The 12,508-nt window shown below is 58.6% G+C and carries 8 protein-coding genes; 1 reads left to right on the forward strand and 7 read right to left on the reverse strand.

The annotated features are described in order from the left end of the window. Window positions 1-279: 279 nt before the first annotated feature. The 6 genes from ADIMK_RS19110 to ADIMK_RS19135 form a co-directional block, all read right to left on the reverse strand. Window positions 280-1,122 (reverse strand): ATP adenylyltransferase family protein, encoded by an 843-nt coding sequence (locus ADIMK_RS19110; RefSeq protein ID WP_036191407.1) that lies wholly within the window; start codon window positions 1,120-1,122, stop codon window positions 280-282. A 54-nt stretch (window positions 1,123-1,176) separates the two neighbouring features. Further along, window positions 1,177-1,686, reverse strand: coding sequence for a gamma-glutamylcyclotransferase family protein (locus ADIMK_RS19115; protein ID WP_036191410.1), 510 nt, complete (start codon window positions 1,684-1,686; stop codon window positions 1,177-1,179). Between the two features lie 42 nt (window positions 1,687-1,728). Then, window positions 1,729-3,744 carry a patatin-like phospholipase domain-containing protein gene (locus ADIMK_RS19120; RefSeq protein WP_051693126.1) on the reverse strand — a complete coding sequence of 672 codons (2,016 nt, stop codon included), beginning with the start codon at window positions 3,742-3,744 and terminating at the stop codon, window positions 1,729-1,731. Further along, window positions 3,741-5,996, reverse strand: coding sequence for a c-type cytochrome (locus ADIMK_RS19125; protein ID WP_036191413.1), 2,256 nt, complete (start codon window positions 5,994-5,996; stop codon window positions 3,741-3,743). Before ADIMK_RS19125 ends, ADIMK_RS19120 begins: the two co-directional genes overlap by 4 nt. Window positions 5,997-6,022: 26 nt before the next feature. Next, the gene (locus ADIMK_RS19130) at window positions 6,023-7,663 is read right to left on the reverse strand and encodes a di-heme-cytochrome C peroxidase (protein ID WP_156043004.1); all 1,641 of its coding nucleotides are present in this window, start codon (window positions 7,661-7,663) and stop codon (window positions 6,023-6,025) included. Window positions 7,664-7,942: 279 nt separating this feature from the next. After that, window positions 7,943-9,433, reverse strand: coding sequence for an alkaline phosphatase D family protein (locus ADIMK_RS19135; RefSeq protein ID WP_036191416.1), 1,491 nt, complete (start codon window positions 9,431-9,433; stop codon window positions 7,943-7,945). 181 nt (window positions 9,434-9,614) lie between these two features. Between ADIMK_RS19135 and ADIMK_RS19140 the strand changes: the two genes are divergently transcribed. Then, on the forward strand, window positions 9,615-11,789 hold the full coding sequence (locus tag ADIMK_RS19140) for an esterase-like activity of phytase family protein (protein WP_036191419.1): 2,175 nt from the start codon (window positions 9,615-9,617) through the stop codon (window positions 11,787-11,789). A gap of 64 nt (window positions 11,790-11,853) precedes the next feature. Here ADIMK_RS19140 and ADIMK_RS19145 read toward each other — a convergent pair whose 3' ends face one another. After that, a complete protein-coding gene (locus ADIMK_RS19145) occupies window positions 11,854-12,474 on the reverse strand; it encodes a LysE family translocator (protein WP_036191422.1) in 621 nt (206 codons plus the stop codon). Window positions 12,475-12,508 lie beyond the last annotated feature (34 nt).

Raw genomic sequence — 12,508 nt, forward strand, 5'->3', positions numbered from 1 at the left:
TGAGAAGTGATTGGCACCCTATGCGATAGTTGCTGAACGCTATGCAATCGAATCCTTCCACATCTGGCGATGTATCGTGTTCTCAATGAAGCTCACTTTATCTGGGCGTATACAAGATTCAGGACGGGGCATTTATCTGAGCCGCGAGTGACCGCTCTGTGCCGCTCACATGGAGACCTACGAGTCGAACGTCTGCTAAGGACCAATAGCAGACTACACGGTAACCCATTCACCCCGTCGGCTTCGGCTCGTAAGTCGCCATAACCGCAGCCACTCCCCTTACGCCACCGACACAAGCGCCCGCATAATCCCCTCTTCCTTCAACTTTGCGGCCTGCTCTTCGTCCCTTACCAGTATTGCCCCGCAAAACGCCAACGCGTTGAACGATATGCTCTGCCAGCGCTCAGCGCGCCTTGGCACCATCATCATCCAGTGGCGGGTCAGTAAGAGGTTGTAAGGTGCATCGTCCGCAAGGTTCAGTGCATCGCGCAGCGACTCGTAAGCCGCTAGCAGCTGCTGGCCTGCCTGTGCAGCATCCTCGAACAGTGCGGACGGCAGTTGCATAACACAGTGGCGAAAGCCGAGTGCTTCACACCCTTGCGGGTGCTCTCCGCTTACATGGTTTAGCTGTTCCGAGAATGGGGTTTCTGCAAACGGGCTCATCGGCAGTGGCACCAGTTGCAGGTGTTTGTGGGGCTGGCTGGCACCGGCCTGTTCGCCGCCGTTGAAAAAGGCCAGCCCCGGAATCTCGGCCATCACCTGTGACAGCGCACGAAAGTCGTTTAGATTAAGCCGGTCAGACTGAGGCTCAAAACGGCTGGTGACGATCAGCAGGTGCTTATCGACCACATTGTATTTGTTCAGCAGGCAGCGATGGTGCTCGCCCAACTCACACACATAGAGCGCTTCTTCATAGGGCAGGAAGGGGTTGCTGGCGTGGCTGGCCGCTTTTTTAAGGCGGGCGCGGGCTTCGTCTTTGCGCTTGAGGTTATCGAGCACGCGGATCAGGTAGCTGATTTCCCCCTCGTTGACCACTTCGGCAACGGTCTGGATCGATTGCAGGGCACCATTGGCCAGTGCCGCCTGTGTGACGGCCTCAACACGATCAGCAAGCTTTACCACTCTTGTTACTCTCCTTGTCTGGGTGCGGGTACGCCGCTAGTGCGGAGTTACCCCTTATCCGATGATGAGGGTGGGGTCATGCACAGCGCGTTCTGCCAGATCGCGTTCCCGGTTCCGGTCGTGTATGGCCTCTACCTTACGGATCTGTTCGATATAGCTATGCGGCAGCGCCGACTCACACGCGCCGATCAGTACGTGGTGAAGATACCAGGAGAACGGTTTCAGGTGCGGGTCGGTCAGCATCGCCCAGTAGGTCAGCGCCTCCACCTCACTATCCTGGGGCCCTTTTACGATAACCGTTTTCTGCCCATAGCCAATGCCTAGGCCCTCGGCGCGGTCCAATGTGGGTTTATCAATGGGGTCGATAAGAAAGAGCGCGCCGATCACACGGTGGGCTGGGTCGCCGGTGAAATAGGCATCGCACTTGCCCGAGCCGTCCTTGCCGCACTTGTGAAACCGAAGGTCGTGCCCTTCAAGCCAGTAGGTGCCCATGCGCTCGGCGCTGGGCACCCGCTCTCGCAAGCGCGCCAGTGACATGTTCGAGCCATACGCAAAGTAGTGCATCGCGCCTCCCGGGCGGCCCGCCGTGCTGGCCGCCCGTCTTAATCAGACCGCTTGGGCACTCTCCACTGTTTCGGCGTGTGTGTGCTGACGCACAGCCAGCTCACTCTCAAGTGCTTTCAGTGCCATGCGGATATTCTCCCGCCCCAGCTCCCGGTAGGCGTCGAGATGACGTTCGTCGAAGAACTGGTTGATCAACCCGTCGTTGGGGAAACTGGGGTCCACTTTTGAAAAGCATATCACTTGAGTAGACGACTGTCGGGTCAGTACCGATTTCACGTAGAGCAGCCGCCCGCGGCGCCCTGATGGATAGCGGATATGCCCCAGCGCGAAACAGTCGGCACTCAGCCCCTGCTCTGCGGATAGCAGATTGACGGTGTTCAGATGCACCTCACAGCCGAAATCGGCATGGGCCCGCTGCAGCAACAAGCCGAGGTCGCTCAACTGTAGATTGGGGTCGGCACCGGCATCGCTGGCGATAATGAGCGGGCACTCGCGGCGCAGCAGTTCATAGACGCCGAGGTTCTCAAAATGCCCACCATCCGAGAGGTGCAGGCTGGATGCGTTCTCCTGCATCCCCTTGGCGAACAGCTCTTTGAAGATCAGCCAGAATGGCATGCGCCCGAAGTGATCGCCGGCGCGGCGCGGGTGCTGCACCCAAAACCCAAGACGGAAGTTGATCAGCGTGAGCAGGATGCTCAGCGCACGGTTAGAGGTTTGTGCAGTACCGGGGTCAACGGCTGCACCGCTGGTGGTGATCGCCTCACCCAGTGTGAGTCGTCCGGATTGGAAATCAGCCGTTCTGGCAAACCCCGTTGCCGGACAGCCACTGTATAACGGCGTCAGCGTGAAACTCTCGCCCATGCGCGAATGCGCCAGAGGCCGCTTGGAGTTGAGCGTCGACAGCGTGGTATTAACCAACGGCAGCGGCGCTCCGGTTTCAGGCGCGATATCGGATAACGGCATATCGTCAATTTCAGGCTTGCCGGTGTAGAAAAACGCCTGTGCAAGCTGGGCCAGATAGTAGCTGTGCATGGAGGTTCGGTTGACGCTGGCGAGGCTTGCCAGCAGCAGCGAAAACGCGAACACCGCCCAGAATGCCGGATGGTCCACCACCCTGATATGAAACACCAGATGGTAGGCAAATGCCGCCAGCCCGTAGAGCATTAACGTCAGGCCAAGAAACGCGATCTTCGGGTTGAAACGCCCCTTCGCGATTGCAAGACTGCCGGTTATGAACGGAATCGCGTAATCAAGATGTTTGCCAAGCCCCGCCAGATTTTCCGATGCGGCAAGGGCCAACAAGGCATCGTCCAGCTGAGCCACCATCGGCAGGCTGCCCACCAACGCAAGGGCAATCGCCAGCTCAAGCAAGCGGCCCATAAACTTGCGCGGTGCAAACAGGTGGGTCAGATCCCCGCGGCGGCCTGCCCGCCACAGGGCCATGGTCGGAATACTCAGCAGGTAAAAGCCGAAACACGCAAGCGAGGCGAACAGCATCAGCAGGTAGCCGCTGTGCCCCTCGATCACCTCGCCTCCGGGCAGATGCCAGTGCGCTGGCCAGAGAAAGCGGCTGTGCGGCAGACCTGCCACCCAGAATCCCGCCAGCAGAATCGGCAGCATCACCAGCAGGCTGAACAGCGACGAGGCAAGTATACCGGCGCCGAGTGTTGCGTTGGTCACCCCCTTGCCGGATACAAGATACGCGGCATGGGCACGCAACCAGTTGAGTACTGGCGCGCTGAACAGCTGATGTGCCCCCTCCCCCCGGTGCTTGAGCCACTGGTAGCATCCGGCCATGTAACCGCCACCGGAGACCGACGAGAGGTAGTCCACCTTGTTCAGCCAGCCACTTTCGGACAACCCCTGAAGGATGCCCAGCTGGAAGCAGGCCGAGCGAATGCCGCCACCGGAAAAAGCAACGCCGGTAATCGGCTGTTCGGGGTCGACACCGGCCGCCAGCCTGCGCGCTTCGATCCAGCGCTGCTCTTCGCTGGCGACAGTATCGAAGTCACGGCAGTAGTTGGCGTTATCCTCGTTTACGCCATTTCCCTCGCTCATTGCAGACCCGCCACACAGGTTGGCGCCCCCTGATACCGGTAGCCGACGGGGTTGTCACGGTGCACTTTCAGGTATTCCAGCAGCGCGAAGCGATCCTCATCCGACAGTACCGGGCCAATCACCCCGCCCGGCAGGGGGTTGGCGTGCGGATCGTTCCGGTAGGCCTGCCACTGCTTGGAGCTGGCCTCGAAACTGTGGCCGGTGTTGTGGTTGCCGGTAAGGCTCGTATCAAACCAGAAGCCGTCATACTCACCATCTGCCGGTTGGCTGCTGGCATAGCCCAGGTGTACCGGATCGTAGTCACGCGGCCCGACAAAGAAGCGTGTTTCGCGCTCACTGGCCGGCAGCAACATCTGGTAGATGCTCGGCACAGAACCATTGTGCAGAAACGGCGGCGTCGCCCAGACACCGGCCAGCGGACGCGGTTTGTATCCGGCGATCTGCTGCGGCAGGTCAAGCGCGCCGAAGCCCTCAAGGCACGACTGCTGCTCGGCGGTCAGGTTATGGTCCTTGTAGTAGCGCTCTTTAAGCAGCAGGTCGATCAGATTCAGCCCCAACCCTTCAGTGATGTTAGCCGGGTCGATGGAGTCAACCAGCCGAACAGACGCCTCCTGGGCGTAATCCATGTCATACCAGAGTGCATTGATCTGGCATTGGGTGTCGCAGGCCAGTTGAGGGTAAGCGGCATAGTCAACCGACAACTCCACATCGGGCTTCAGCTCGAAGTAGTTGAGCAGCTCCTTGATACCGGCATTCGGTGAGGGTTCGAAGCCCTGCTCTGCCAACTGGTCGGGTTCAGGGAAGGCTTGGGCCATCGACGTGAAGGCGACCCGCGCCTCTTCGGTCAAGGTCGGATCGATGGCAAGTTCGCGCAGGCGCATGAGCATGTCCCGCGCCAGCTTCTTCTGCAACAAGGGGTCGATCAGCGCTTTTACCTCGTCCTTGGTGATGCCGGTCGCCGAGAGATCGTAGGTGCGCGAGAGGAAGCTGTTCGCTTCTGTCGGGTCGGTGCCGATATGGTCAACACCGATCACCTCAATCAACCAATGATCGTCCGGCCCTGCCTTGAGCGGCGCTTCAGCCTGCTGACGGGCGCGTGTGGACGGGTGTGGCCCGTGACACTCTACGCAGTGGCTCTGAAACAGCTGCTTGCCTTTGGCCGCTTTGGCAGAGTCAACGGCACCGAAGATATCCTCAGGCCATTGCGGCGGGGGCAACTGCTGAAGGGCGCGTTCGATCTTCTCAAGCCCCTGAATATTCACCGAGGTTCTAAAGCGCTGGTCTGCCGGCAGTGGTGCGCCCTCCTCACTCACCAACTGGATGTCGGCACCGACGCCCAGCGCTTCACCCACATTGCGGGCCAGCGGCTGCGCGACAGAGCCGTTGTACTGCACCCAGTTGAACTTCCACATGTTCCAGAGATAGGGGTAACTCACCGGCGCCGAAGATGTCTGCAGATTGGAATCACTCAGGTGATCACCGAACACCGTATTGGCGATCCGCCCCAGTGCGTCGGTGCGTCCAAACCCTTCCCGCGTGGGATAGAGGTGTGCCAGCGGATTGTTCTGGCGGATGTTGATGAACGCCTCCAGCGTGTTACCCAGCTGCTTATGCAGCGCGGATTTGCTGCCGCCCTCAGCCAGCACCTTGTCGGCAAAGCGGTTGAACTTGAGCGGGTTCGCCCAGGTTTCCGCAAGAGCGCTGATCAGCGTGGGGCCGAAGCTGCCGCGCGCGAGATCGGTAAAGGCGTGCATCGCCTGCCCGCCGTCTACGCGCAGGCCGTAGCGGGTGCCATCCTTGTTGTAGTGCAACTCACCGGTATGGCAGGCAGCACAGCTGATGTCGAGCACATCATCGCCGGTGGCGGTAGAGAAACGGCGGTTGAAACCAACTGGCAGGTTATCGGGATGGCTTGGATCGGCGAGAAACTTGAATCTCAGCAGAAATGCAGGATCAGCAAAGCGCTCTTGCGAGAGCGGCTGCTCAAGATTAAGAAACCACTGGTAACGCAGTGCCGCGCCAGCCGCGCCCTGCGGCACAGAAGCGCCCTGCGGGGTGTGGTAGTACGTTTCGCGGGCCGATGTTTTCCAGCCGCTGTTGAGGTAGCGGTATTCGTCCACCTGCTCAAGCCGCGGCATCCGGGCTTTGGAGGACTGAACGAAGTAGGCGAACACACCTACCGCGACCAGTACCAGCAGAACGATCAATATCATCAGCCGCCCCAGCAGACGCGACGCGATTCCCTTGCTCATAGTGGATCCTCTGATCGGCAAGTGTGTTAAAGGGTTTTCAGGTATTCGATGAGTGCACGCTTATCGCTGTCGGAAAGCGTTGTGCCATATAGGTGTCCGCCATTGCCATTGCCCGGCGCACGCGTGTCGAACAGGCTGACCTGCTCACTGTCGAGCACCTGTTCGCCAAGACCCACTGCTTGCGGGTCGTACTCCACCTTTCCAACGGCGAAACTGACCGGCCGCTCGCTTGAAAGCATGGCGGCAAGTGTCGGAACCGAGCCGTTGTGAAGGTAGGGGGCACTGGCCCAGATACCCGCCAGGGGGCGCGCTTTATAGGTGTATGGGCGCTCATTGAGTGGTGCGCTGTAGACTTTGTGAAAACTGTAAAGACCGGCCTTGATCGACTCCCAGGGGTGTTTGAGCAGCGCGCCGAGTGTCGCATGCAGAACCAGTTCGATGCTGTAGGCTTCTTCGCCCAGCTTGCTACCGGCGATATAGAGCAGTTTCTCACCCTCAAAGGCGCCACTTTTCGCCTTGGCATTGACGAAGTTGCTTGCCATGGTGCTGTCGGTGCCGACTTCATCCACCGACACAAGGGTGGCTTTGAGCTCACGTTTGCTCTGGCTCTGCACAGAGATTGAGTGGCAGGACTCACACTGGGCCTGATAGATCACGCTGCCCTTCTGCGCCTGTGCGGTATCGATTGCGCCTAGCACGGATGTCGGCCATGCGGGGGCTCTCAGGTGATACCACAACTGCTGAATGGTGCTCAGGTTTTCAATTTCGATGCCCGAGTCATAGCCCATGCCATCGCTGTGTATGTTCAGATCCCCGAACACGGCCAGCGCCGTCGTAGCATTCTGAACCAGCGGCCCAGGGCCTGAGTTGGGGGCGGAACCGTTCCACTGCACGAGGTCGAGATGCGCCGCTCCCCACAGAACGGGGTAGCTCACAGGCGCATTCGGCTCGCGTTTGTTCTCCGGTATGTCGAGAAAATCAGCCGCGACGGCGTTGAATATCTGGCCAAATGCATCCAGACGACCTCGCCCATAGGGCGTATGGGTGGCATTCAACTCGGCCATTTCAACCAGGCGGTCTGTGCGCGCTTGCAACGTATCGCGCAAGCCCTTGCCGGCACTCAGCGCCTTGGTAAATCGCGCGAACTTGGCCTCGTCCGCCAGTGTCGCCTGCAGCGCCGCAATCACCTCCTGCTCGAACAACTGGAAGTCCACCAAAGCCTGACCACCGTCGATATGCAGGCGTTTGCCCTGATAGTAAACCTGTCCGGAATGGCAGGCCGAGCAGCCAAGACCAACCCAGCTCTCTCCGTCATGAGGCGGCGTACTCGCTATGCCTATGGGCAGGTTGTACGGGTTTGCAGCGGATTGCCCGGCCACGGCAAAGCCGAAGCGGCTCAGGTTATCGGGGCGGCTGAAACGGGCTTCGCTGTTGGCCTCCTCCAGAACGAGAAACCAGGACAGCGGCATAATGCGGGACCCAAAACTGGTGTACCAGGCGGTCTCCCGCTGACGGTCGTTCCAGTCCTGATTGATTAGGGTCAGACCTGTGGCTGTTTCACCGCTGGTCGGCGCCGGCTCTTCACCGCAACCGGACAAAAACAGAGATGCTGTCAGTAGCGTAACGCCGGATAGCATACGCCAAGCGAATCGAGACTCCCTCCTCAACGGGGACTCCTTATTTTTTATTCTTGCACAGTGGATGTCGCCCGAATCACTTAATCAATACGAACAACTGTTTGAGCCGTATTTTTTTAACATAGTGGCGCAGAAAATTTACACTATTTTTTAATTATTTAGCGTAATTAGCACCTATAGCCGGTAAAGCAGGCATTCCATCCGGGCTAATGGCGCATTCTGTTTTTTGAAACTTGATTAGAGGGTCAACAAATCGACTTTTGAAAGCGATGCCCGAGCGCAGAGGGCTCAAGCATCGCTGGGGGCGGTTTATTTCAGTGGATAGCAGGGTTCTTCGCCGTTTTCGCACACCCAGTTGATCCAGAGTTTACGGTCGGTGCCCTCCTGGAGGGTCGCGAAGTTTCGGGTACGCAGGTACTTGTCGGAGCCGTGGGGGCGCAGCATATCGATGCTGATCGACTCATCTTCGTCGAGGTATTGGGTGTCGTCATTCGTGACGGCACAGATACCGATCCACTCCACACGGCTGGGCGTCGGATGAACGATGGCGGATGACACCAGCTGATGGACCCGATTATCGCTGCGCTTGTCACGGATTACACCGAGGCACCCGATGTGAACATCACCGGAGAGGATCAGCGTGCGCCCACCCTGACGTTTTTGTGCATTGTCGAGCAGCCGCATGATCAAACGCGCCCGTTCACCCTCGTGAGACTTGGCACGCCAATGGTCCTTAAGGTCGTCCGTCAGCTCCTCCATATTGGAGGTCTTGTCGAAGAAGTTTTCGACAACCGAGAAATCACGATAGACCACCGGTACCGCCGACATAACCAGCAGATCGCCGTCGCTGTCACGACGATCAAGCCAGGCGATCAAGTCATTCCATTGCTGCGCGCTCATAACCTGCCGGATGCTGCGCTCGGCGCGGTTGTCCATGGCCAGTAGATGATAGCGCCGGAAACGAAAGCCAAACGCATGATGACCGCTCTCCGGTGCCAGCAGCGAACGGTTCTGAGTGGCCGATCTCAACTGGTAAAGCCGGAAGAAACGCGCAGCCCCATCGTAGATGGCCTGAAATACCGGGCAATTCTGTAGTGTTTCGGGATAGCTTCCCCAGCCATCGAAAATATCGTGGTCGTCCCACATCATGACTGAGGGAATACTGGCCAGCATCTTCGCGACCGGCTCCTGCCCCCAGCGCTCCACGTACAATCGAGCGTAGAATTCGGCGATCTGCCCCCGCATCAGATCGTCAGGCTGCGTCTCGATGCGGGTGTCGAGATCGAGCTCCTGCCAACCACCCAGGGTTTTGACCCTCGTCCAGATAGAATCGGCATAGACCTGATCCCCGCCCATCAGCAGCAGCGCGAAGGGCTCACGCGCATGCGCTTGGGCCATCTCGCGCCACAGACGGTAAGGTGAGCTTGTAGAAGTGCGCAGCGCCTCATCGGAAAAGCCGTTACAGGATGCGTAGGCAAGCTTGGGTTTCTCTTCCCTGCCCGGCTGGTAAAAGGCCCACTCGTCGTTTCCAAACGGGTCTAGCAGTGGCGTCTGTGCGGCACTCAGACAATAGGCAATCGACTCGCCCTGCTTGGGTATATCCAACGCGCGTTCCGCCCGCCAAAAGCGTCCGGCATCGTTGTCCTCCACCGGCATGGCGGTCACACGCTCCTCACGCTCACTGCCCGGGCGTAACCTGAGCTCTACCTGCTCGGTGTCGCAGTCGGTTACGCAGCAAACGGTGTATAGGTTATCGGACTCCAACCCCAGAATGGGCCCCAATATCAGCTGTGATGACATCCCTTTCTCCATCCATTTCACGTGATCGGCAGGCGGCGATTTGAAATCGATCAGCCAAACGCTCGTTTGAGATAGAGCCCAGCCCCTCAAGCTTAGTTCAATTGAATATTCACCCTGCTGTCATCAGCACGAACTAATGTGTTGCTTTTGTTCTTCACTTCGACATGGAGTTGTACGTCACATGAACAGCCGTCCCCTTCGTCGCTCACTGCTGGCCCTTGCGATTGCCGTTGCGGCAAGCAGCAGTCAGGCCGCCAGTTTCGACCGCATCGCGTCATTCTCAACCGCCGACAACCTTCCGGCCGGTGGCGATATCACGCAGGAAACCTCCGCCGAGATCATCACCGCATCAGGTGACGGCAATACGCTGATCTATTCCGACAGCCCCCGTGGTGGTGTTGGCTTCATCGATATCCGCGACAGCTATAACCCGCAGGCTGGCGGTTTTATCGATCTCAACGGCGAACCGACCTCAGTCGCTGCCATTGATGGCACCGCCGTTGCGGCGATCAACACCTCCGAGAGCTACACCCTGCCCTCTGGCTATCTGGCGACGATCGATATCGCAAGCCGCAAGGTTGCCAGCCGGTGCGATCTGGGCGGCCAGCCCGATTCCGTGGCCATCTCCAAGGACGGTCGTTTTGTAGCCGTCGCTATCGAAAACGAGCGCGATGAAGAGCTGAACGACGGCGCCCTGCCGCAGGCACCAGCGGGCTTTCTCAGCATTCTTGAGCTCTCCGGCGGTGAGCTGCAGTGCGACACCCAGCGTCGCATCGACCTGACCGGGCTTGCCGAAATCGCACCGGAAGACCCAGAGCCCGAGTTTGTCGCGTTCAACGACCGCAACGAGATCGCGTTGACGATGCAGGAGAACAATCACCTTGTCATCCTTGATGCGGCAACTGGAGCAATCATCAACCACTTCTCGGCTGGCACCGTGGACCTTACCGATATCGATACTGAAAAGGACGGCGCACTGATCTTTGACGGCCATCTGGAGGGCGTACTGCGTGAACCTGACGCGGTGAAGTGGCTGGATGATGATCGCTTCGTCATCGCCAACGAGGGCGATTACAAGGGCGGCGCACGTGGCTTTACCATTTTCAACAAAGCCGGTGAGGTTCTGTTCGAGTCTGGTGCGTCTTTCGAGCATCAGGTCGTGATGGCCGGCCACTACCCGGACAAGCGTTCCGGCAAGAAAGGCGCTGAACCTGAAGGCCTCGAGGTGGCACGCTTTAACGGTGAAACCTATATATTCCTGCTCTCGGAGCGCGGCTCTGTGATCGGTGTCTACCGTGACACCGGTAAAGCACCACAGTTTGTTCAGATCCTGCCCTCCGGTATCGCTCCGGAATCGGCTATCGCCATCCCCTCGCGCAACCTGCTGGTCAGCGCCAATGAGAAAGACCTGATCGCAGACGGTGGCGTGCGTGCGCACGTTAATCTCTATCGCTTGGGCGACGAAGCGCCGCTCTATCCGCAGATCGTCTCGACTAGCGATAGCAACGGCCTTCCGATTGGCTGGGGCGCCCTGTCCGGTCTCACCGCCGATCCGGCAAAGCCTGCGCTGCTTTATGCAATCAACGACAGCTTCTATAAAGCCCAACCGCGTATCTTTACCATCGACGCCGCCTCCCGCCCGGCACGCATCATCAACGCGATGACGGTGACACGGGACGGTAAGCCCGCATTGGGGCTGGACCTTGAAGGCATAGCAGCCGATGGCAAGGGCGGCTTCTGGCTGGCATCCGAGGGCCGCACCGACAAGGATGTGGCCCATGCTATCTATCATGTGAGGGCCGATGGCGAGATCGATCGCACCCTGGCGTTCCCCTCCGAACTGCTGTCCAACGAGACCCGTTTCGGTGCTGAAGGGATCACCCTTATTGGCAACCGACTCTGGATCGCCATTCAGCGCGAGTGGAATGATGACCCGAAACACAGCGTAAAACTGGTCAGCTACGATCTCGATCGCGATCAGTGGGGTGCTGTGCGCTACCCGCTTGAAACGCCTGAGCAGGGATGGGTCGGCATTTCCGAGATCAGCGCCTTTGGCGATTCCGTCTACATCATCGAGCGCGATAACCAGATCGGCGAAAGCGCACGCATCAAGCGCCTGTACAAGGTCGCAAAAAGTGAGCTGAAGCCGGTACCGCTCGGTGAAAAGCTGCCGATGGTTCACAAACAGCAGGTGCGCGATTTTATCCCTGACCTCAAAGCCGACAACGGCTATGTCGTCGACAAAATCGAGGGCTTTACTATCGATAAACGGGGAATCGGTTACGCAGTAACCGATAACGACGGCGTCGATGACAGCTCAGGCGAAACCTACTTCTTCTCGACTGGCAAGATGTGACACACCAAATTAGTCTGAAGATAAAAAAGGGTCGGCACTGCCGACCCTTTTTACAACTGTACGCTTAGTTCCGCGAAGCGAGCAGACCGCCACCGGCCCCAGCAAGCAGAACCGAGCAGCTGCGATTGAAGATGCGCTGCCCTCTCGGGCGCGAGAACCACTGCTTGAGATAAAGACCCGCCGCGCCGTACAGCGCAATGGCGACCCACTCCAGTATCAGGAACAAGCCACCGACAATCGCGAACTGCACCGCCATATCACCGGCAGGGTCAACGAATTGCGGCAAAAACGCGGTGAAGATAAGGATCGCCTTGGGGTTACCCGACGCTAGCAGAAACTCCTGACGCGCCATGCCAAAGAGGCTTTTGCCATTGGCGTCCAATGCAACCTCGTCGGGCGTAACACCGGCTATCCAGAGTTTGTACGCCATCCAGAACAGGTACAGCGCCCCTGCCACCTTGATCGCGGTAAAGATCAGCTCGGATGTATGCAGTACAACGGCAAGGCCTGATGCGGCCAGCGCAATCATGACCGAGAATGCGACAAGGCGACCGGCTCCGGCCAGCACCGCACGGCGCAGGCCGTATCGCTGGGCGTTGCTCATCGCCAGCAGGTTATTGGGCCCCGGCGACAGGTTCAATGCGAAACAGGCCGGTATAAAGATCAGCAGCAGATGCAGTGACATTCGAGATACTCTTAAGAATACGGCCGGTGGTCCG

It is taken from the genome of Marinobacterium lacunae, assembly GCF_000705555.1.
Classification (GTDB): domain Bacteria; phylum Pseudomonadota; class Gammaproteobacteria; order Pseudomonadales; family Balneatricaceae; genus Marinobacterium_D; species Marinobacterium_D lacunae.

Coding starts and splice junctions, on each gene's coding strand:
- ADIMK_RS19120 (WP_051693126.1), bottom strand. CDS start 3,744: ATGAGCGAGGGAAATGGCGTAAACGAGGATAACGCCAACTACTGCCGT.
- ADIMK_RS19145 (WP_036191422.1), bottom strand. CDS start 12,474: ATGTCACTGCATCTGCTGCTGATCTTTATACCGGCCTGTTTCGCATTG.
- ADIMK_RS19135 (WP_036191416.1), bottom strand. CDS start 9,433: ATGTCATCACAGCTGATATTGGGGCCCATTCTGGGGTTGGAGTCCGAT.
- ADIMK_RS19115 (WP_036191410.1), bottom strand. CDS start 1,686: ATGCACTACTTTGCGTATGGCTCGAACATGTCACTGGCGCGCTTGCGA.
- ADIMK_RS19125 (WP_036191413.1), bottom strand. CDS start 5,996: ATGAGCAAGGGAATCGCGTCGCGTCTGCTGGGGCGGCTGATGATATTG.
- ADIMK_RS19140 (WP_036191419.1), top strand. CDS start 9,615: ATGAACAGCCGTCCCCTTCGTCGCTCACTGCTGGCCCTTGCGATTGCC.